General features: G+C 72.1%; 23 protein-coding genes, 1 tRNA gene and 2 pseudogenes. 15 read left to right on the forward strand and 11 right to left on the reverse strand.

Translation table 11 applies throughout. The annotated features are described in order from the left end of the window. From KYY02_RS21490 to KYY02_RS21505, 4 genes and pseudogenes are all read right to left on the reverse strand, one after another. A pseudogene (locus KYY02_RS21490) lies at positions 1–372 on the reverse strand (site-specific integrase); the annotation flags it as partial. Further along, complete coding sequence (locus KYY02_RS21495) at positions 323–1,057, reverse strand: replication initiator (RefSeq protein ID WP_371240275.1); 735 nt, start codon at positions 1,055–1,057, stop codon at positions 323–325. The gene KYY02_RS21495 and the pseudogene KYY02_RS21490, both read right to left, overlap by 50 nt. Beyond that, positions 1,002–2,688: pseudogene (locus tag KYY02_RS21500) on the reverse strand (ISAzo13 family transposase). The gene KYY02_RS21495 and the pseudogene KYY02_RS21500 overlap by 56 nt, the downstream one beginning before the upstream one ends. A gap of 137 nt (positions 2,689–2,825) precedes the next feature. Further along, the gene (locus tag KYY02_RS21505) at positions 2,826–3,344 is read right to left on the reverse strand and encodes a winged helix-turn-helix transcriptional regulator (protein ID WP_371240277.1); all 519 of its coding nucleotides are present in this window, start codon (positions 3,342–3,344) and stop codon (positions 2,826–2,828) included. 161 nt (positions 3,345–3,505) lie between these two features. On the opposite strand from KYY02_RS21505, the gene KYY02_RS21510 reads away from it, so the two are divergent. The 3 genes from KYY02_RS21510 to KYY02_RS21520 all read left to right on the forward strand — a co-directional run bounded on the left by KYY02_RS21510 (position 3,506) and on the right by KYY02_RS21520 (position 6,514). Continuing rightward, positions 3,506–3,862, forward strand: coding sequence for a nuclear transport factor 2 family protein (locus KYY02_RS21510; protein WP_371240279.1), 357 nt, complete (start codon positions 3,506–3,508; stop codon positions 3,860–3,862). 53 nt (positions 3,863–3,915) lie between these two features. Next, positions 3,916–4,776: an SDR family NAD(P)-dependent oxidoreductase gene (locus KYY02_RS21515; RefSeq protein WP_371240281.1), complete on the forward strand. Its 861-nt coding sequence runs from the start codon at positions 3,916–3,918 to the stop codon at positions 4,774–4,776. A 1,072-nt stretch (positions 4,777–5,848) separates the two neighbouring features. Further along, positions 5,849–6,514, forward strand: a complete 666-nt coding sequence (locus KYY02_RS21520; protein WP_371240283.1) for a maleylpyruvate isomerase family mycothiol-dependent enzyme — start codon at positions 5,849–5,851, stop codon at positions 6,512–6,514. Between the two features lie 15 nt (positions 6,515–6,529). On the opposite strand, the gene KYY02_RS21525 is transcribed toward KYY02_RS21520, so the two are convergent. From KYY02_RS21525 to KYY02_RS21545, 5 genes are all read right to left on the reverse strand, one after another. After that, positions 6,530–7,099, reverse strand: coding sequence for a DM13 domain-containing protein (locus tag KYY02_RS21525; RefSeq protein ID WP_371240285.1), 570 nt, complete (start codon positions 7,097–7,099; stop codon positions 6,530–6,532). Between the two features lie 124 nt (positions 7,100–7,223). Beyond that, a complete protein-coding gene (locus tag KYY02_RS21530) occupies positions 7,224–7,892 on the reverse strand; it encodes an SDR family NAD(P)-dependent oxidoreductase (protein WP_371240287.1) in 669 nt (222 codons plus the stop codon). Further along, positions 7,889–8,368 carry a cupin domain-containing protein gene (locus KYY02_RS21535; RefSeq protein WP_371240289.1) on the reverse strand — a complete coding sequence of 160 codons (480 nt, stop codon included), beginning with the start codon at positions 8,366–8,368 and terminating at the stop codon, positions 7,889–7,891. The genes KYY02_RS21530 and KYY02_RS21535 overlap by 4 nt, the downstream gene beginning before the upstream one ends. Next, complete coding sequence (locus KYY02_RS21540; protein ID WP_371240291.1) at positions 8,365–8,967, reverse strand: GNAT family N-acetyltransferase; 603 nt, start codon at positions 8,965–8,967, stop codon at positions 8,365–8,367. The genes KYY02_RS21535 and KYY02_RS21540 overlap by 4 nt, the downstream gene beginning before the upstream one ends. Continuing rightward, positions 8,960–11,134: a penicillin acylase family protein gene (locus KYY02_RS21545; protein ID WP_371240293.1), complete on the reverse strand. Its 2,175-nt coding sequence runs from the start codon at positions 11,132–11,134 to the stop codon at positions 8,960–8,962. Before KYY02_RS21545 ends, KYY02_RS21540 begins: the two co-directional genes overlap by 8 nt. 76 nt (positions 11,135–11,210) lie before the next feature. On the opposite strand from KYY02_RS21545, the gene KYY02_RS21550 reads away from it, so the two are divergent. From KYY02_RS21550 to KYY02_RS21560, 3 genes are all read left to right on the forward strand, one after another. Beyond that, positions 11,211–11,933: a siderophore-interacting protein gene (locus KYY02_RS21550; protein ID WP_371240441.1), complete on the forward strand. Its 723-nt coding sequence runs from the start codon at positions 11,211–11,213 to the stop codon at positions 11,931–11,933. Between the two features lie 474 nt (positions 11,934–12,407). Further along, a complete protein-coding gene (locus KYY02_RS21555; protein WP_004943146.1) occupies positions 12,408–12,704 on the forward strand; it encodes a type II toxin-antitoxin system VapB family antitoxin in 297 nt (98 codons plus the stop codon). A 135-nt stretch (positions 12,705–12,839) separates the two neighbouring features. Next, entirely contained in the window at positions 12,840–13,451 is a 612-nt protein-coding gene (locus KYY02_RS21560) for a LytR C-terminal domain-containing protein (RefSeq protein ID WP_371240443.1), read from the forward strand. 37 nt (positions 13,452–13,488) lie between these two features. Here KYY02_RS21560 and upp read toward each other — a convergent pair whose 3' ends face one another. Then, positions 13,489–14,124, reverse strand: coding sequence for a uracil phosphoribosyltransferase (gene upp, locus KYY02_RS21565; protein ID WP_217128816.1), 636 nt, complete (start codon positions 14,122–14,124; stop codon positions 13,489–13,491). Between the two features lie 137 nt (positions 14,125–14,261). Between upp and KYY02_RS21570 the strand changes: the two genes are divergently transcribed. The 8 genes from KYY02_RS21570 to KYY02_RS21605 all read left to right on the forward strand — a co-directional run bounded on the left by KYY02_RS21570 (position 14,262) and on the right by KYY02_RS21605 (position 18,784). Next, positions 14,262–14,465, forward strand: a complete 204-nt coding sequence (locus KYY02_RS21570; RefSeq protein WP_371240295.1) for a hypothetical protein — start codon at positions 14,262–14,264, stop codon at positions 14,463–14,465. Between the two features lie 347 nt (positions 14,466–14,812). Further along, a complete protein-coding gene (locus KYY02_RS21575) occupies positions 14,813–15,352 on the forward strand; it encodes a tRNA adenosine deaminase-associated protein (RefSeq protein ID WP_371240445.1) in 540 nt (179 codons plus the stop codon). A gap of 56 nt (positions 15,353–15,408) precedes the next feature. Next, positions 15,409–15,840, forward strand: coding sequence for a tRNA adenosine(34) deaminase TadA (gene tadA / locus KYY02_RS21580; protein WP_030820370.1), 432 nt, complete (start codon positions 15,409–15,411; stop codon positions 15,838–15,840). A gap of 45 nt (positions 15,841–15,885) precedes the next feature. Continuing rightward, positions 15,886–15,970, forward strand: a tRNA-Ser gene (locus KYY02_RS21585). A 90-nt stretch (positions 15,971–16,060) separates the two neighbouring features. Then, a complete protein-coding gene (locus tag KYY02_RS21590; RefSeq protein WP_371240297.1) occupies positions 16,061–16,237 on the forward strand; it encodes a hypothetical protein in 177 nt (58 codons plus the stop codon). After that, complete coding sequence (locus KYY02_RS21595; RefSeq protein WP_371240299.1) at positions 16,237–16,530, forward strand: Dabb family protein; 294 nt, start codon at positions 16,237–16,239, stop codon at positions 16,528–16,530. The genes KYY02_RS21590 and KYY02_RS21595 overlap by 1 nt, the downstream gene beginning before the upstream one ends. Before the next feature lie 177 nt (positions 16,531–16,707). Next, complete coding sequence (locus KYY02_RS21600) at positions 16,708–17,634, forward strand: RNA polymerase sigma factor SigF (RefSeq protein WP_371240447.1); 927 nt, start codon at positions 16,708–16,710, stop codon at positions 17,632–17,634. A 247-nt stretch (positions 17,635–17,881) separates the two neighbouring features. Beyond that, positions 17,882–18,784: an RNA polymerase sigma factor SigF gene (locus KYY02_RS21605; protein WP_371240301.1), complete on the forward strand. Its 903-nt coding sequence runs from the start codon at positions 17,882–17,884 to the stop codon at positions 18,782–18,784. Positions 18,785–18,973: 189 nt separating this feature from the next. On the opposite strand, the gene KYY02_RS21610 is transcribed toward KYY02_RS21605, so the two are convergent. After that, positions 18,974–19,168: a hypothetical protein gene (locus KYY02_RS21610; RefSeq protein WP_371240303.1), complete on the reverse strand. Its 195-nt coding sequence runs from the start codon at positions 19,166–19,168 to the stop codon at positions 18,974–18,976. 287 nt (positions 19,169–19,455) lie between these two features. Here KYY02_RS21610 and KYY02_RS21615 point away from each other — a divergent pair, with 287 nt between their 5' ends. Beyond that, the gene (locus KYY02_RS21615; RefSeq protein ID WP_371240305.1) at positions 19,456–19,947 is read left to right on the forward strand and encodes a MarR family winged helix-turn-helix transcriptional regulator; all 492 of its coding nucleotides are present in this window, start codon (positions 19,456–19,458) and stop codon (positions 19,945–19,947) included. Positions 19,948–19,960 lie beyond the last annotated feature (13 nt).

Consider the following 19,960-nt stretch of genomic DNA (forward strand, 5'->3'; position numbering starts at 1 on the left):
CCGCTCGGGGCAGTAGTCGGCCTTCCGGTCACACGGCTTGGCGCCGCAGCCGTGCGCGTACTCGGGGCGCAGCCGGTTCCTACGGACACGGACGTACCCCGCGTCCAGGTCGACGTCTTCCCAGTGCGGGCCAAGCGCCTCGCCCTGGCGGAGACCGAGCGCCAGGGCGACGGCCCGACGCACGCTGCTGCGGAGCTCGGCCGCTTCGACGAGCAGGCTCTCTACCTCTTCGATCGTGCACGGCTCGATGTCCTCCCCCTCGAGGCGGGGAGCCTTGGCGATCTCGGCCGCGTTCATGACGACGTGCCCACTCCGGACGGCTTCACCGAGGGCGACCGGCTCCTGGCCGTCGTTGAAGTCGGCGGAGCGCATGGTGCGTACGTCGGGCCGGCGGCCGGGGGCGAGAGTGTGGACGCGGCCGTCGATCACGGGACCGTCGACCCGGGGGGGCGGTGGCGGCGGCGCGGGTGGCGTCGGTGAGCAGCTCGGCGGTGGCCCAGACCGGGAGCGGGGTGTCACCGCCTTCCGGGCCGTCGCTGCGGATCACGGCGTGGGAGTGGACGGCGCCGCGCTTCTGGTACTCGGCGACCTTGGCGAAGGAGACGCGCGCGTACTCGCGGAAGGCCCGCTGAGCGAGGCCCGCACGCTTGGCGTCCTCCCGGCCGAGGCAGATCGAGAAGCGCCGTCGGAGCAGGCCGGCGTGCGCGTTCCACGGAACGGCCGTCTCGTAGTCGTAGGTGTCCGCATCGAGCGCGGTGCCGAGAGCGGGGTCGTCGGGGGTGTGGAGGGTGCCACAGCGGCAGGGGCAGCGGCAGCGGCAGCGGCAGCGGCAGCGGCAGACGATGCGGGCTGGGCCCGGCTGGACCAATGGGGCGGTTGTGGACGGGGCCGAAGCCGGGTCGTGGCCCTTCCCGCGCCGGAAGCTGTCGTCGTGCTTCAGCAGGAGGGCCGGGACGTAACGCCGTACGCAGGGCAGGCAAGCCTTTAGGGCTTGCCGGGAATCAACACGTTGATTTGATCTTGATGCTGCCGGGGGCAAGGAACCGGGCGATGTCATCTGGTGTGCGGAAGCGGGCTGTTGAGGCGAAGACTCGAACGCCTTGGGCGGCCAGGAGCGGGCGGACGTCTTTCGCAGCCCGGCTGACCGTCATGGCGGTGGTGTTGAAGAGCTGACCCAGGAGGTCCATGGTCGCGCTCTTCCGCAGGTGGAGCACGGTGACCAGGACCTTATCGGCTGGGGTGAGCTTGGCCTTGGCGCCCGCGCCGGGGGCCACCAGGCGCTCGTGGCCTCGACGTGTGCGGAGCACTTGCTCGCGTTGAATCTCCATCGCCGGGGTCAATGCGTCGATGAGTTCGCTGAGGTGCTGACGGGTCGTCCCGGTCAGTTCCGGGTCCTGGAGCGCACGCCGGGAGATGCACGTCGGTCTGTCTGTCTGGCAGGGCATTGTCTGGAGGGCTGCCGGTGGTCGCGGCGTCCATCGGACGCTGGGGGTGGAGGGTGTAGTTCCAGTCGCCGTGGAAGCGATGGCGAGTGATGGGCAGGGCGGCGATCTCGTCGTCGCTGATGCGGATGCCGGTGGGGTACTCACCGTGGTCAAGTTCGGCATGGACGGTGAGGCCGGTGCGGCTGGTGGTCGCGGCGATCGTCTGGAGCATGACTTCGTGGCTGGTCAGGGGTCTGCCGCGCCAGTTCATGGTGATGTGGGAGAACAGCCGGTGCTCGATCTTGTTCCACTTCGAGGTGCCTGGCGGTAGGTGACACACCGTGATCTCAAGGCCGCTCTCGGCAGCGAGGTCGGCGAGCTGGGTCTTCCAGCCGCGGGTGCGGTAGCCATTGGAGCCTCCGCCGTCGGCGGTGATGAGCAGTCGGCGGGCGCGGGGGTAGTCGTGCCGGCCGCGGGCCTGCCACCAGTTCCGGATCGAGGCGACGGCGAACGCCGCGGTGTCGTGATCGTTTCCGATGCTGACCCAGCCGGCGTTCGCGGCCATGTCGTAGATTCCGTACGGGATCGCCTTCTCGGCCTGGCCGGGGAAGTCGTGCGTCTTGACCTTCACGGGTTGTGCTGCGGGCCGCCATTCCTGCCCGGCGTTCTTGCAGTCGCCGATCAGCTCCTTCTTCTTGCCGTCCACGCTGATCACCGGGTCATCGGCGTCCCGGTGCTCTCGGGCCTGCTCGTTGAGGTATCGGAACTGGGCATACCTGTCGGGGTGTTGAGCGCCCTCGATGGTCTTGGCGTTGGCCTGCAGACTGAAGCCTTCCTCCCGCAGCAGGCCGGCGACCGTGTCGGCGGAGACCCGGTGGCCCTGCCGGGTCAGCTCCGCTGCCAGTTTCCGCGTCGACTTCGTCGTCCACCGCAGCGGTGACATCGGGTCACCGCGTTCGTCGGGCTCGACCAGCGCAAGCAGAGCCGGTCGCAGCCCTGGATCAAGGTCCACGGCTTTCTTCCGACCCCCGCCAGGCCGGCGGATCCGCCCCAGCGGGGCCTGCCCGGAGTCCAGTTCAGCCGCTCCGCGAGAGACCGTGCCTTCCCGAACCCCGGCTGCGGCAGCGACGAGCCGGATCCCGCCATGCCCCAGCGACAGTGCCTCCGCACCTATGGCCAGCCGACGCTGGCGCTCATCCAGATGCGGCAGCAACGCCTGGAACTTCGCAGCCAGGACGTCCTCGATCCCCTCCGGTCTCCCCATACCAGAACAACGAGTTCCGCAGCAGGAAGCCACGACTTGTTTCCCGGCAAGCCCTTAGAACTCCTAACGAAATGATCTTCTGGGTGGTGTGGGGCCGGTTTCCTGCGCTTGAAGGTGGTGGTGAGGACCGGGCGCGCCTACTGCGCGTCAGCCTTGCTCATGCGCTGGCTCCGCAGCTCCGCATACCTCGAGCGCATAGCGGCGCTCGCGGCGGGGCCGGCAGCGAAGAAGAAAGCCTCGCTGTCATCGAGGCTTCTCCCTGTGCGGGCGTCGACCAGGACCGGCTCGACCTCTTCACCGCTGGCGGCGTCCACCAGGATCATGGATCGCTCCTGCGGTGCCAGGCGCTGGTTCCCCCAGGCCGCCAGGGCCACGATCACCGGCCGGAGGGATCGGCCCCGCTCGGTGAGGACGTACTCGTAACGGGGTGGCTTGTCCCGGTAGAGCCGCCGTTCCAGCAGATCGTCCTCGACCAGCGTCTTCAGCCGTGCGGTGAGCATGCTCGTGGAGATGTCCAGATTCCGCTGGAACTGGTCGAAGCGCGTGAAGCCGTCGAAGGCGTCATGCAGGATCAGCAAAGTCCACCACTCGCCGACATGCTGCACCGTCGTGGACAACGGACACTCCCGGTCCTCCAGCCGTATGCGACTCGGCATGCCACCCTCCCGAGGTTACTGCTAATGTAGAAGTTACTAACTTTCATTTTAGCAGTTTCCGAGTGCTGTGATGATGCGCGCACGCCGGGCAAGGCATGCGCATATCCGGCATCGGCAGCAGCCGCCTCCCGCACTGCTTGCACCGGCATACAGGAGAACCAGTGACCGAGGGCCCGACGTCGATCGACCTCACCGACCTGCCCGAAGCGATCACCCGATACCTGACGGGCCGCGCCGCCAAAGACGCCTCCGCCGCCGCGCCGGCCTTCGCGGCGCACGCCACTGTCACCGACGACGGACACACCTACGAGGGGAGCGAGGCCATTACCCGATGGCTCGGGCAGACCGACACCGAGTACAGCTACACCACCACGACCACCGGTGCCGAACGCAACGCACCCGACCGGTACACCCTCCACCAGCACCTCGAAGGGAACTTCCCCGGCGGGACGGTTGACCTGCGCTGCCGCTTCGTCCTGACTCACGGACTGATCAGCGAACTCAGCATCGCCCCCTGACCGGCAGCCCGCCACCCCTTGCGCACCCGATTCCCGACAGGAGCACGCACAGCATGAGGACCTGGCTCATCACCGGCGGCACCCCCGGCGGATTCGGCATGGCCTACGCCGACGCCGCCCTGGAACTGGGCGACAACGTCGTCCTCACCGCCCGCCGCCCCCACCTGCTCGACGACTGGGCCGCCCGCCACGGCGACCGGGTGCTCGTCCTCCCCCTGGACGTCACCGACGCACCGCAGACCCACCAGGTCGTCCGGGCCGCCGAAGACCGCTTCGGCCGTATCGACGTCCTGGTCAACAACGCCGGCCGGGGATGGTACGGCTCCGTCGAGGGCACGCCCGACAGTGACGTCAGGTCCTCCTTCGAGCTGAACTTCTTCTCCGTGACGCAGATGCTCCGCGTCGTCCTGCCGGGCATGCGAGAGCGCCGCAGTGGGTGGATCATCAATATGTCCTCCGTCGCCGGACTGCGCAGCGTGCCGGGCTTCGGCTACTACAGCGCCGCCAAGTACGCCGTCGAAGGGCTCACCGAGGCACTGCGCCACGAGGTCGCCCCGTTCGGCATCAAGGTCCTGGCCGTGGCGCCGGGCGCTTTTCGCACCCACGCCTACGCGTCATTCACCGACGAAGCCGTGAGCGAGACGGTCGACGCCTACCTGCCTTTGATCCACTCCGTCCGTTCCTCCATGATCGAACAGGACGGCCAGCAGCCCGGTGACCCTCACCGCGGAGTGCGCGCCGTACTGGACGTCATGAACAGCCCCACCCCGCCTCGCCGTATCGTCCTGGGCGCCGACGGCCACGCCGCCGTCCAGGAACAACTGACGGACATGGTGGCAGAACTGCGCTCTTTTGAAGCCGCCTCGCGCAGCGCGGACTTTCCCCAGTACTCCCCGGGGGCCCTACAGGACTAACTCGAGGCGCCGCCAGCAGATGAGTGCACGTCCGAGAGTGAGAAGGGCCGCGTCGTGCCCTCTCAGGCTAACCAGACGAAGCGGGATGTCCCACCCAAGGCCGACAGAGAGGGCGGCACCGGCCGCGAGTCGCTCCCGCTCCTGGGCCTCCTTGTGCTGCCGCGGGATTTTGATCAGCGGGACGGGTCGGCCGATGGTGCGCCGTCCGGCTCGGGACCTGGTGGACTCGCGTTCGCGCCGGGTCTGCTCCCGCGCCGGGCATCCGCACCGCGTCCATGACCTCGACTCGACCGGCGACGGCGGCACGTGCTGGGTGTTCCGCACGTCCTGGTCCGGCACCACGCGGACGACGTCCGGTGGCGGGCTTTCTGGGCGGTGACGCCGCCTCCGGAGCCCACGGCACCGGTCGAGGCCACCCCACCGAGTGAGCCCGCACCCGCACCCGCCCCCCGAAACGCACCGCGCCACCGCCTGCCAAGCCCTCGGCCGCGTCGAACCCCCGCCTCGCCCTCTCCGGCGCCGACCGCAACGCCCTCGTCGGCCCGGTCGTGCCCTGGCCCGGACGAGGGGCCGGTCCCGTCTCCCCGATGCAGGCCCTCACCACCGGCCTGCCCGACCCCGTGCACGCCCCGCGCGGGTTCGCCGCTCACCGCCTGCGGAACAAGCCGCCGCCCGTGCCGCAGCCCTCCGCAGCCCCGGAGACGTAGCCCGACGCCTCCGACCCCGCCTCCTCGGCCGTCTCATGCCGGAGTGCGCCGGGTGTGGCGTCCCGGGCCGTCCGGCCGCCTTCGTCGGCGGCCTGTGCCGGGGCTGCCGTGCCACCCCGCCGGGCCACGGAACGCGGCCCGGCGTCCCACGGCCCCGCCGCCCTTGCCCGCGAAGCCGTACTCGCCGCCCACGACCGCCGGCGACCGGCCGCACACCGCCAGTCCACGGCCCTGCGGTGGAAGACCGCCCACCCGCGATGACTTCACCCCGGAGCGGAAGTCTCCTCCAGGACCGCCCTCGCCGGACGCCCGCTGTCCTGGCCGGGGGTTCCGCAGACCACGCCCCCGACAGGAGTCCAGCCCTCATGACTGATCCGGCACCGACGACGGACCGCCCTCGCGGGACCGGGACATGGCCCTTGATCCACACCGAGCGAGCGGCGCTGGCCGACGAACTCGCGGGCCTGACGGACGAGCAGTGGGAGACGCCCTCGCTCTGCGCCGGTCTGACGGTGCGTGAGGTGCTGGCGCACCTGACCGCGGGGGCGAGCCTCGACACCGTGCGCTGGCTGGCGGGTGTGGTCCGCTGCCGGTTCGACTTCGACCGGCAGGTGGCCGTGCGACTGGCCGAGCAGCTCGGCGCGTCCCCGGGCGAGACCCTCGAACGCTTCCGGCGCATCGTCTTGGGCACGACCAAGCCTCCCCTGCCCGCCGTCGCCATGCTGGGCGAGACGATCGTGCACGGGGAGGACATCCGGCGCCCGCTGGGCATCCGCCGCGACCGTCCGGTCGACGTCGTCACCCGGGTGGCCGAGTACTACCGGGGCTCGGACCTCGTGGTCGTCGCCAAGGGACGCATCGGCGGTCTGCGACTCGTCGCGGACGACGGTCCGTTCACGACCGGTTCCGGGCTCCGCGTGTCCGGCCGCACCCTGGCTCTGGTCATGGCGATGACGGGGCGCGCGACGTACTGCGACGACCTCGAGGGCGACGGCGTGGAACTCCTCCGCGGACGCTGCGGGCCGTCGTGACACGGTGCCGTGACGTCAGACGCGGGCGAGTTCCGCCGCTCCGAAGGAGACGTCGAAGCGGTCGCACCAGATGCTGACGCTTGTGTAGCGGGACGGGTCGACGTCCTCGGGCACGGTGTAATTCTGGCTTCCCTTGTTGCCCTTGAGCTTGCCGAGGTTGACGTACCGGCCGTCGTCGAAGACGTGCCAGCCGGCGCGTCCTTCCTTCACCGGCGCGTCGGTCAGCCACACGCGCAGGTCGGGGCCGTTGCTGGTGTCGAGCCCCTCCAGGCGCACCACATGGCTGCCGTCGGCCAGCCGCACGAACGTCACCGTGCCGGACGTCGGATGCTCGTGGCTGATCAGCTCACCGCTCGCCAGCGTCGTCGGGCCGGCCGGAGGCGGAGCGGCCGTCGCCCCGGACGGTCCCCCGGCAGACGGTGCCGAGACGGCCGCCGTGACCTCGGGCAGCGCCTCCCGCACCGTCTCGTCCTGCCACAGCTTCCACGGTTGGAACCAGTACAGTCCGAAGCCGCCCACGACGACCGCCACCAGCAGCGCTCCGGCCGCCCACGGCCCGGTCAACGCACCGCGTACGCGTTCCATGTCGCCCCGCCCTTCCGGGAGTCACCCGTCTCGGCTCCCATTCAACGGCATGGCTCGGCCATCCGGAACGTGTGGCGGATGACGAGAGCCTCACGGCTCCCGGCATCGACGGCGTGACACGGGTTCAGCGGGCGACCTCCACCCGGCGGACCTCGCTCACCTGGTCCGCCTCGGAGGCCCGGACCGTCCGTTTCATCGTCCAGGTGCCTTCGAGGGGGAGGCCGAGGTCGTTGGTGGCCCGGTAGCCGCCGCGGTCGGTCAGCCCGGCGTCGATGGGGCCGACGTCCTCCGCCGCGAGGGGGAAGGAGACGCGGAGTTCCGGGACGGAGGTCAGGGCGCTCCGGGGGCCGAGGAGCACCGCCTGGAGGCCGTTCTCGCCGCCCCGGCCCGGGTCCGTCGTGAGCTGGACCGTGCTCCGGCCGTCGGGGGTGCCCGCGTCGTAGGGCATCGTGAACGCCTCCGCCCCGGGCAAGCCGGCCACCTGCGGCTCGGGGGCCCGGGCCGCCTCGGCCTCCGCGCGTGCGGGGAGGGCGCCGGTCAGCACCGTGGTGGCCAGCAGGACGACCACCGCCACGACGACCTCGGCCAGTACGGAGCGGCGCGGGACGACGGCCGCGCCGCCCGCCTCCCGGATGCGGTCGGCGGTCTCCCGCGCGGACGCCACCGCCGTACGGCAGTGCAGTGCGACGGCCGCGCCCTCCTCGGCGAACCTCCGCGCGACGCCCCGGCCGATGCCGCCGCCCGCGCCCGTGATCAGGGCGACCTGGCCGTCGAGCCGACCCCTTCGGCTCATGGGCGGCAGAGTTCCGCGATGAGCGCCGCCCGGTCGGGGTGGCGCGCCGTCAGTTCCGCCGCGTCACCGTGCTCGTAGCCCTCGTAGGTGAAGCCGGGCGCCATGGTGCAGCCGAACAGCGTCCAGGCGCCGCCCACCGCCACCCGCGCGCCCGTCCAGGTGCCGGCGGGGACGGTGAGCTGGACGTGCTGGCCGCCGAGGACGTCCGGGCCGAGCACGGGGGTGCGGGCGGTGCCGTCGGGGGCGAGGAGGAGCAGGTGGAGGGGGTCGCCGAGGTAGTGGTGCCAGATCTCGTCGGCGGGCAGCCGGTGCAGGGCGGAGAAGTCGCCGGGGGCGTCGGTGAGCAGGGCGACGATCGCGGTGCCCTCGGGGCGGCCGTCGGGGCGGGCGGGACCGGCCCAGGTCCGCCGGAACCGGCCGCCCTCGCGGGGGACGGGCTCCAGTCCGTAGTGGGCGACGAGGTCGTCGGGGGTCACCCGCCGAAGGCTACCTCGCGGGTGAGGAAAGCGAGTCGGGCCTTCTTCTCCGGCAGGTACACGTCCGGGAGGTCGATCTCCGGCAGGACGACCTCGGGGCCGGCGGTGAAGCCCTGCCGGAGGAAGCGGGCGACGGCCTTCTCGTTGGCCACGTCCGGGTCGACGACCACGCGCTTCCGGTCCAGGCCCAGCAGGACGTACGCGATGACGACACCCACCAGCGCGGCGGTCCAGCCGGGGCGCGGGCTTCCGGCGGGGGCGAGCAGCAGGTGGACGCCGATGTCGCCGGGTTCGACGGGGTAGCAGTCGCCGACGCGGTCGGCCTGCGGTTCGTACGTCTGGAGCAGCGCGGCGGGTTCGCCGTCCTTGAGGACGAGGTACGCGTGATGGGTGTCGAGCGTGTCCATGTGGGCGTAGACCTCGGCGACCTGCTGTGCGGTGAGGCCGTTCATGCCCCAGAAGACGGCGCGTTCCTCGCTCACCCAGCGGTGCAGGAGAGGCGCGTCGGCGGCCGGGTCCAGCGGCAGGACGCGTACGGCGCCGAAGCCGTCGACCGTCTGCTCGTGGACGGCGGTGCGGGAGGCGTACGGGTCAGACATCGGTCTCCTTCGTCAGCTGCGCCCAGTCGGTGAGGACCGGGACCAGGTCTCCGGCGAGCCACAGGGGCTGCTGGTCGCGGTGGTGGGGCGAGCCGGGCACGCCGGACGCGCCCAGCGGCACCACCCAGCGGCTGTTCTCCCGGTCGGCCAGGTCCCAGACGTAGCGGGCGGCCGGGCCGCGCGCGGCGAGGTCGGTGAGGCCGGGCACGGGGGAGGTGCACAGCACGCAGTCGTGGTCGCCGGAGAGGCCGGGTTCCTCGGACGGCTCCGCCGGCGGCAGCGCCCGCCAGGGGGCCAGGCGGTGGGTGTCGCCCCAGGTGCCGGCGGGCGGCCGGGCGGCCACCTCCTCCAGGGCCGCGCGGACCACCGCGGGGCGGTCGACGCCGAACAGGTCCTCGGTGGAGAGGAGGTGTTCGAGGGCGTGGCCGATGCGCGGGACGAGGGCGAGCCAGGGGCGGAAGACCTCGGGGTACGGGGGCTGCGTGGCCGCCGCGGCGAAGGCGGGCTGCGCGGCGAGCCGGCGTACGACCGCGCTCCGCACGGCCGCGAAGGCGGCCGCGTCGGTGCTGTCCGCGTCCATCCGGCGGTCCCAGCGCAGGAGGCGGTCGCGCAGGGCGGCGGCGGGGGCGCTCAGACCTGCGGCGGAAGTGTCGGACGCGGCGGTGGCGGGGCCGTCGAGGGCAGCGAGGAGGTCCAGCAGGGGAGCGGCGGAGGCGAGGTGGGTGTCCATGTGGAGGGCGGGCATGTCGGCGGCGGACCAGTGGGTCCGCCGCGCCAGCAGTGCGGTGATGCGGTCGGCGCGGTGCGACGGGGCGAACTCGACTCCCAGCGGGGTGGCCGGGCCGCGCTGGTTCGCCATCACGGCGACGCCGTCGGTCAGTCCGGCGCGCGGCGGCTCGTGCCAGCCCCGCCACTCGTGGCCGGGTTCCCACGCCGGCACCAGGCGGGTCCGGTTGGCCTCGGAGCGGACCGGGACCCGGCCGGCCACCCGGTGCAGCGTGCCGCCCTCGGTGTCGGCGGCCATGACCACGTTGACCGGCTCGGCCCACAGGTCGACGGCGCGGTCCACGTCGGCGGCCCGGCGGGCCCGCAGCAGCGGCAGCAGGGCGCCGAAGCCGAGGTCGCCGGTGACGCGGGGCGGGTGACGGAGGGCGACGGCGAGCGGGGGCCCGCCGGGTTCGGGCACGCCGTCGTCGAGGCCCTCGGGGCCGCCGATGACGACGGGGCCCCGGTCGGTCTCGATGACCTCGACCTCGACCGGCTCCTCGCCCGCCACCTCGACGGTCTCGGTGTGCCGGGCGGCCCGCCGCCACGTCCCGTCCGGGCCGAGCGCCTCCACGCCCGCGCCGGTGCGCCGCAGTTGCTCGCGGTAGAGGTCCTGGTAGTCGGCCATGGCGTTGGTGATGGCCCAGGCGACCGTGCCGGTGTGGCCGAAGTGGGCGATGCCGGGGACGCCGGGCACGGCGAGGCCGACGACGTCGAACTCCGGGCAGGACAGGCGGATCTGCTGGTAGACGCCGGGATCCTCGATGAAGCGGTGCGGGTCCCCGGCGATCACCGCGTGCCCGGTGACCGTGCGCTGTCCGGCGACCAGCCAGCCGTTGCTGCCGGAGGTGCCGGGCCCGTCGGAGGCGAACAGGCCGACGGCGTCCGCGCCGAGGTGGGCGGTGACGTGCGTGCGCCAGAGCTTGGCGGGGAAGCCGGCGAACAGGATGTGAGTGGAGAGCCAGAGCGCGAGCGGGGTCCAGGGCTCCCAGCGGCCGGGACGGAGTCCCGCGCGGGCGAACTCGGGGGCGGCCCCGGACGCCGGGTCCCCGCCGCCGGCCGGCGGGCCGGAACCGGGGTCCTCGGCGGCTGCCAGGCCGTCGTTCACCCCGGACACGTACGCCCGTACCCACTCCGCCGTCTCCGGGTCCGTCCGTCGCAGTTCGGTCCAGCAGCGGCGGGCCGTGTCGGCCAGACGGGCGCGGCGGACGAAACGGTCCCAGGGGAGCGCCTCGGGGCCGAGGAAGGAGGCCGAGGTGCCCTGCGCGCGGTGCCGTTCGACCTCGAGCTGCCAGGCCCGGTCGAGGGCGGTGACCCGGCCCTGGGCGTACGCGAGCCCGTTCGCGCTCTCCGCGCGCAGATGGGGGATGCCCCAGGGGTCCCGGAAGATTTCGCCGCCCACTGCGCCCTCATTTCCCATTAGGTTAGGCTCCCCTAAGTAAATCGTGGCGAAATCGTACGCGAAGGGCGAGGGCGCGATGGGACAGGGGCGGGGTTGGGAGGGCGCGGTCCTCAAGCTGTTGCGCGCGAAGGACTTCGCGTTCACCGTGACCGGCGCGGAGGACGTCACCACCGACTACCGGCGGGTGCACTTCACCGACGGCGGGATGCTGGCGGCGACCGGCGACCACCCGACGATGTGGGTGCGGCTGTGGTTCGACAACGCGGGCAGGCCGCACCAGCGGGCGTACACCCTGGTCGACCCCGACCCGGTGGCCGGCACCTTCAGCCTGGAGTTCGCGCTGCACGAGGGGTGCGCCAGCGACTGGGCCAGGGCGGCGAAACCCGGCGACACCATCGAGGCGACCGTGCAGGGCACGGGTTTCGAGGAGCCGGACCCCGGCCCCTCCCACCTCTTCGCGATCGGCGACCCGGCCTCGCTGCCGGCCGTCAACTCGCTGCTCGGCGCGCTGTGCGCGGCCCCGGCGACCGTCTGGTTCGAGGGCGCCCTCGCCGGGCTGCCCTTCCGGGGCGACCCCGACCGGGTCGAGGTGCGCGAGGTGCCCCGGTCGGGGGCCGGGGCGGCACTGCTCGAACGGGTCCGGACCGACCTGCCCGAGCTGCTGCGGTCCACCCCTGACCCGTACGTGTGGATCGCCTGCGACACCGCGACCACCCGCGCGCTGTCGGCGTTCGTGCGCAAGGAACTGGGCGTGCCCGGGCAGCGGGTGAACGCGCTGGGGTACTGGCGCGCGAACTGAGCCGAAACGCGCGACCGCAGGGGCGCGGACGCGGCCTCCCTCCCCGTCCGGTCCCGACGCCGAGGCGCCGAGCGGGCCGCGGCCCGCTCGGCGCGGGCGGTCCGGACGCGCACGGGAGCGGCGTACGGGCCCCCGGTGACCGCCGCGCGCCGGTACCCGGCGGGCGCGGCCACGGCGACGCCGGGACCGCCCGGCGGAACACCGCCGGCCACGAGGGCCCGGTGCCCCCGCCGGACTCCGGGCTCGCACCCGGAGCGCGAGCGCCCCGGAGGCTTCCTGGAAGCGGGCCGAGAACCCCCTCGCGGAGGACGGACGAACGGCGGGACGCCTCGGAATCGGTGGCCGCCGGCCCGGCCCCACGACCGGCCGCACCGGACCGCCGTACCGTTTCGTCCGGTATTCGGGTGTCTTTTCCGGTGTCGCACTGCGTCGCCATGGCTGCGCCCGGAACGCGTTGACCGGTAGGCTTTCCGTGTGATCTTCAAGCGCATCGGAAACGGCCGGCCGTACCCCGACCACGGCCGGGAAAGCACCCGGCAGTGGGCGGACGTCGCGCCGCGCCCGGTCCGCCTCGATCAGCTCGTGACGACCAAGCAGCAACTCGACCTCGAGACCCTCCTCGCCGAGGACTCGACCTTCTACGGCGACCTCTTCGCGCACGTCGTGAAGTGGCAGGGCGATCTGTACCTGGAGGACGGGCTGCACCGCGCGGTGCGGGCCGCGCTCCAGCAGCGCCAGGTGCTGCACGCCCGCGTGCTCGAACTGGACTGACGCCCGGCCGGCGTCCCCCGCACGGCTCGGTTTGACCCTTTCGAGTCGGACTGCACACGGCCGGATGATCATCTGGTATGCATTACCGCTCGAGCGCACTACGCTGCGCCCATGAGCATGCTCACTCCACCCGGCATGGGCGGCCAGTACCGGATCACGGGTGACAAGTACCCGCGGATGCGCCGTCCCCGGCGACGCGGCAGGCTCGTCGGCCTCACCGTCGCCTCCGCGGCCGTGCTCGGCGTGGGCGGCTGGGGCACGCTCCAGCTCATCGACGTGTTCGCCGGCGGCGACGACCCCGCTCCCGCGAGCGGCACCAAGGCGGCCTGCGCCGACACGGTGAGCCGCACGGTCGCGCCGAAGGCGCTGCCCGCTCCCGGGACCGTCACGGTCAACGTCCTCAACGCCACGACCCGCGGCGGACTCGCCCAGAAGACCGCCGACGAGCTGAAGAAGCGCGGCTTCAGGATCGGTGAGGTCGGCAACGCGTCCAAGGAGTACGACAAGAAGGTCAAGGGCGCCGGCGTGCTCCTCGGACCCGCCACCGCTCTGGACACCTCGCTGCCGGTGCTCGGCACCCAGCTCGCCGACGCCGAACGCCGTACCGACCCCGCCCGCAAGGGCGCCGAGGTCGACCTGATCATCGGCGACGGGTTCAAGGACCTGACGAAGAAGGCGGACGCCGACCGGGCCCTGACCGCACTGGCCGAGCCCGAGGCGACGCCCGCCCCGAAGAGGAACTGCTGAACCGGAGGGGAACCGCCGGGCCGTGGACCCGCGGGCCCTACTCCGCCGCCCCGTACATCCGGTCCCCGGCGTCGCCGAGGCCCGGCACGATGTAGCCGTGCTCGTTGAGCCGCTCGTCGACCGACGCCGTCACCACCGTCACCGGGGTGCCGGCCAGCTCGCGTTCCATGACCTCGACGCCCTCGGGCGCGGCCAGCAGCACCACGGCGGTCACGTCGTCCGCGCCGCGCCGGATCAGCTCCTGGATCGCCGCGACCAGCGTGCCGCCGGTGGCGAGCATCGGGTCCAGGACGTAGACCTGGCGTCCGGAGAGGTCCTCCGGCATCCGGGTGGCGTACGTCGAGGCCTGCAGCGTCTCCTCGTTGCGGATCATGCCGAGGAAGCCCACCTCGGCGGTCGGCAGCAGCCGCACCATGCCGTCCAGCATGCCGAGGCCGGCCCGCAGGATCGGCACCACCAGCGGGCGCGGGTGGGAGAGCTTGACACCCGTGGTCCGCTCGACCGGCGTCTGGATGTCGACCTGTTCGGTGCGCACGTCGCGCGTGGCCTCGTAGGCGAGCAGGGTGACCAGTTCGTCGGCGAGACGGCGGAAGGTCGCGGAGTCGGTGCGCTGGTCGCGCAGCGTGGTGAGCTTGTGGGCGACCAGGGGGTGGTCGACGACGTGGAGACGCATGGCGTCAACATTAACCGGGCCCGGTGGGCCCGGCGTCCCCGCACACGGCAAGCCCCCTCTGCGCCCGCCACTCCTTCGCTGGCGTCAAACCGTCCGTCCGGGGGAAGGTGAGAGGGACGGACTGGGGTGGTGAACCGATGCCTGAGCAGGACGACCGAGACATTCCGTCACCGCGCGGGACACCCGATCCGGCGGAGACGGAGGCCGAGCGGCGGCGCCGCCGCGCCCGGTTCCTGCGCGAACTCGCCGAGGCCCGGGCGCTGCGTGACCGGGTCCAGCCGCGCCGCGCCAAGGCCGCCCGGCTGCGCCACGCGATGCGCATGCGCACCTTCCGCTGGTAGCCGGCAGCGGGGGAGAAGATCCCACCCCGCAGCAGGGGAGACCCCACCCGGCCGCGGGAAGATCGCGCCACACCCACACGTTTGCCGAAGTGCCCGTGCGGAGAAGGCGCGTGAGTCCGCGTACGATCCGCACGTGGCGGCAAGGAGTGCGCTGGTGGGTCCTGCGTGGGCGCACTCGGCTCATTACGATCAGAATGCCGGACACAGGGAGCCGAAGACGTCCCCTGATGGCCTTGTTTCTGCCACGATTCCGAGTGGGTGGGGCTCGAAGCACCGTCCCCCCGCCCGCGACACCTCCGCCGGGGGGACCTCCAACCGGCACGCCTATGACCAGTGGGAGAGTCACGGTGTACTTCGCCGCACTGCTCGCGCGCACCGAAGACGGGTGGGAAGCGAGCGACACGGAGCTCGATGATGTGGAAACCCTGCCGGATCTGGCCGACCTGGCCCGGGAGGCCTCTCCCGACGAGGACACGGTGCTCGTGTTGATCGAGCAGGAGGGCGGCTGGTTCGGCGTCGTCCGCGTGGACGGCGAGGAGGACCCCCGGGTCTACGTCTCCGACGCCGCAGCCGCCGCCCGCAGCGGCTACGGCGAGATCCTGCTCACCGACGAGCTGCTCGGCCGGGAGCCCGGGGCCGACGGCCCCGACCTGGACGCCCTCGACCTCGACGGCACGGAGGACGGTGAACCGGACGATGCCGACGTCGGCGTCGGCGCCGCGTCCGCCGGTGGCGCCGACGCCGTGCCGCACGGACCGGTCGGTGACGCGCAGATCCTGGAGGACCTGGGCGTGAGCGAGAAGGAGTTGCGTTCGATGACCGAGGACGCCGTCACCGAGATCGCCGACGCCCTGGGCGCCTCGGAGGTCCTGGAGACCGTCCGCTGACCGTGCGGGACGCACCGGGACCGCCGGACCCGGTGCGCGACCCCTGGCGGCCCGCGATGCGCCTCGCCCTGGACGAGGCCGAGCGGGCCGTCCGGGGCGGGGACGTCCCCGTCGGCGCCGTCGTGCTGGCCCCGGACGGCACCGCCGTGCTGGCCGCCGCCCACAACGAGCGCGAGGCCGTCGGCGACCCCACGGCCCACGCGGAGGTCCTCGCCGTCCGGCGGGCCGCCGCGCGGCTCGGGGAGTGGCGGCTGTCCGGCTGCACCCTGGTGGTGACGCTGGAGCCGTGCACGATGTGCGCGGGCGCGATCCAGCAGTCACGGGTGGACCGGGTGGTCTACGGCGCCCGGGACGAGAAGGCGGGCGCGGTCGGCTCGCTGTGGGACCTCGTCCGTGACCGGCGGCTCAACCACCGTCCCGAAGTGATCGAGGGCGTGCTCGCCGACGAGTGCGCCCGGCTGCTCACGGAGTTCTTCCGGAACCGGTGAATACCGATTTCGAACCACGCCCCACCTTGCTGTAGGGTCTCCCTCGGTAGCGTGTCCGAGCGGCCGAAGGAGCTCGCCTCGAAAGCGAGTGTGGCGCAAGTCACCGAGGGTTCAAATCCCTCCGCTACCGCAGCTGAAGGGCCCCGTCGCCAGACGGGGCCCTTCGTGCGATCATGGGCCCGCTCGATGCCGATGTGACACCAGTGACAGGGGGGCCGCGATGGCGGTGAACGCGAAGAAGGCCGCCGTCTACATCCTTGTGGTCTTCGTGCTGTACCTGATCATCACGGACCCGGCCAAGGCGGCCGACTACGTCCAGATAGGGTTCGAGGGCATATCGGACGCCGCGAAGGCCGTCGGCGACTTCATGACCTGGCTGGCCAACGGAGGAAAGTGATGATCCGCCACCTGGTGCTCTTCCGGCTGAACGAGGGCGTCGAGCGCGACGACCCGAGGGTCGTGGAGGGCGTGGAGGCCTTCCGCTCCCTGGACGGCAAGATCCCGGAGATCCGCTTCTGGGAGTGCGCCTGGAACATCAGCGACCGCCCCGTCGCCTACGACTTCGCCATCAACTCGGCGTTCGAGGACGCGGACGCGCTACGCCGGTACGTGGAGCACCCCGAGCACCAGGCGGGTGTCGGACTGTGGCGCGGGTTCGCCACGTGGGTGATCGCCGACTACGAGTTCTGACGCTCCGTCCCTCTGGGCCCCTCGCCACGACGGCGGGGGGTTTCGCCGTGCGTTATGCCCTCTTCTGGCGCTCAACACGGAATATGCGGTGCTTGCGCACGGCGAGTCAGTCTTGTGATGCTATGACCGCTTTTGACGGATGGGTTGACGAACAATGTGAGCGACGAAGAGGTGGCGTTGACCGTGTCGGCCAGTACTGCGCCGCCCCAGGACGAGGTGCCCCCCGACGCGCTCCGGGCCCCGTCCTCCGCCCCGCCCTCCCCCGGCACCCCCTCTCCCGTCGACGCCCCCTCCTCGGGCCCGGACGAGACCGCCGACCGGCCGGTGAGCCCCGCCAAGCGGCGCGGCGCCGACACCCGGGCCCTGACCCAGCTGCTCTTCGCCCAGCTCAAGGAGCTGGAACCCGGCCTGCCGGAGCACACCCGCGTGCGCACCGCGCTCATCGAGGCCAACCTGCCCCTGGTGCGCTACGCCGCCGCCCGCTTCCGCTCCCGCAACGAGCCGATGGAGGACGTCGTCCAGGTCGGCACCATCGGGCTGATCAACGCCATCGACCGCTTCGACCCGGACCGGGGCGTGCAGTTCCCGACGTTCGCGATGCCGACGGTGGTCGGCGAGATCAAGCGGTACTTCCGGGACAACGTCCGCACCGTCCACGTACCGCGCCGGCTGCACGAGCTGTGGGTGCAGGTCAACAGCGCGACCGAGGACCTGACGACCGCCTTCGGGCGCTCCCCGTCGACCGCCGAGATCGCCCAGCGGCTGCGCATCACCGAGGAGGAGGTGCTGTCCTGCATCGAGGCCGGACGGTCGTACCACGCCACCTCGCTGGAGGCCGCGCAGGAGGGCGACGGGATGCCCGGGCTGCTGGACCGGCTGGGGTACGAGGACCCCGCCCTGGACGGCGTCGAGCACCGCGACCTCGTCCGGCACCTGCTCGTCCAGCTGCCCGAGCGGGAACAGCGCATCCTGCTGCTGCGTTACTACAGCAATCTCACCCAGTCGCAGATCAGTGCGGAACTCGGCGTCTCGCAGATGCACGTGTCCCGTCTGCTGGCGCGCAGCTTCCAGCGGCTGCGGTCCGCAAACAGGATCGAGTCGTAACCGGGAAGAGCGAATCGCCCAACGGTGCCGTTCTGCGCGTTTCTGATCTGAAAGCCTGCCAGACCCCTTGTTTCCAGGCCTGATTCACATCTCAGATGTCGACATGTCACTACAGCGCGTTGCCGACATGTGACATTCTGCGGGAAGTGCGTTTGCCGGAGCTCCGGCGCCGGTATTCCAGGTGATGGCTGCGTTCCCCGATCGGGGAGCGTCCGCCGCGACCGTCCCGCGACCCAAAGGGGGTGGCATGTCCGCAGAACAGGGCAGCTCGAAGGTGCTCACGCTCGCGGAGAGCGAAACAGCTCCCCATGCTCTCGACGCACTCGGCCCCATCGACGAGGGCCCGGCCCTCCCGACCACGCCTGCTCCGGAGCTCCCGGACACGGCGGCCCTCGACACCCGCACCCTGTCCCGCTCCCTGTTCCTGCGGCTCGCCGTACTGGCCGAGGACAGCCCGGAGCGCGCCTACGTCCGGGACACCCTGATCGAGCTCAACCTGCCGCTGGTGCGGTACGCGGCGGCGCGGTTCCGCTCGCGCAACGAGCCGATGGAGGACATCGTCCAGGTCGGCACCATCGGGCTGATCAAGGCGATCGACCGATTCGACTGCGAACGGGGTGTGGAGTTCCCGACGTTCGCGATGCCGACGGTGGTCGGCGAGATCAAGCGCTTCTTCCGCGACACGTCGTGGTCGGTGCGGGTGCCGCGCCGGCTGCAGGAGCTGCGCCTGGCGCTGACGAAGGCCGGCGACGAACTCTCCCAGAAGCTGGACCGCTCCCCGACGGTTTCCGAACTCGCCGCCGTGCTCGGCGTGTCGGAGGAGGACGTCGTCGACGGCCTCGCGGTCGGCAACGCGTACACGGCGTCCTCGCTGGACTCCCCCGCTCCCGAGGACGACGGCGGCGAGGGCTCGCTCGCCGACCGCCTCGGCTACGAGGACACGGCGCTGGAGGGCGTGGAGTACCGGGAGTCACTCAAGCCGCTGCTGGCCAAGCTGCCGCCCCGGGAGCGGCGGATCATCATGCTGCGCTTCTTCTCCAACATGACCCAGTCGCAGATCGGCGAGGAGGTCGGCATCTCCCAGATGCACGTCTCGCGGCTGCTCACCCGCACGCTCGCCCAACTGCGGGAGGGCCTCATCGCGGACTGAGGCACGACGGGGGCGGAGCGCCCGAGGGACGCTCCGCGCGTGACAACGGTTCCGTGGCCGCCGGGGCGCCTCGTACGGGCGCAACGGCGGCCGCCGCGTTCCCAGTGCCCCCGCACCTGCCGGGCCGCCGCCGTCACGCCGGCGTGGCCCGCGACGGCGGGCGCACGCCGCCACGGGCCCCGGGACGCGCTACTTCAGCGCGAGCCAGGCCACCGCGGCGACGACCGCCACGGCGACGACGATGCCGACGATCAGGCCGATCCGCGGGCCGCCGCCGGTCGCGGCGGCCTGCCGGGCCGGAGGTTCCTCGTCGACGAACGCGCGGAACATCTGAGTGCTGCCGGCGGGGTCGTGGTTGCCCTGCGGGCCCTGGGAGTTAGCCATGTCCCGAGACCCTAGCGAATGCCCGGTGAGGCGCCCAAGCGGGGGCGCGAACCAGGGGGCGCCGCGCGGTTCGGGCCGGCTTCGGGGAACGGCCCCCCGGCAGGATCCGAACGGCACCCCGGGGATCGCCGGGCGGCCCGGACAGGGCGGCCAGGACCCGGGCCTGCGGGTTTACTTCCGCGATTACTTGCCTTTGCCAAGTTTTTGAGCCGAGAAGTCTCTTTTTTGTTTGCCTGCGGCAACCATCCATTCTTATTGTTGCTCTAAGCAATCAAGTGGGAGGTGTCATGGCCGAGCAGGCGCAGTACGAGGAGCTGGTACGACAGTTCAGCGCCTTCGGCGCGGTCAAGCGGGAGATGAACCGGATCATGCCGGCCGACTGCCCCAGCGGCTCCGCCGCCGTGCTGACGCTGCTCGGCCGCCACGGCGACATGCGGATGAGCAAGCTCGCCGAGCTGTTGTCCGTGGACATGTCGGTCACCAGTCGCCACGCCGCCCATCTGGCCGAGCGCGGCTGGATCGAGCGGTCCCCCGACCCCGCCGACAAGCGGTCCCGCATCCTGCACCTCACCGCCGCCGGCCAGACCCAGCTCGACGAGCTGTTCCGGCGGACCACCCAGCTCCTCGCGGAGCGCCTGGAGGACTGGTCCGACGACGAGGTCGGCCGGCTCACCCAGCTGATGACCCGGCTCAGGGACAGCTTCGGCGACTGCCGCTCGGCGCCCCGCCCGACAGCTCCCGCACCCGAACGAACCACCCGTACACCCGCAAGCGCATAAGAGAAGGAAGGCC

It is taken from the genome of Streptomyces pimonensis (assembly GCF_041380215.1).
Taxonomy (GTDB): domain Bacteria; phylum Actinomycetota; class Actinomycetes; order Streptomycetales; family Streptomycetaceae; genus Streptomyces; species Streptomyces pimonensis.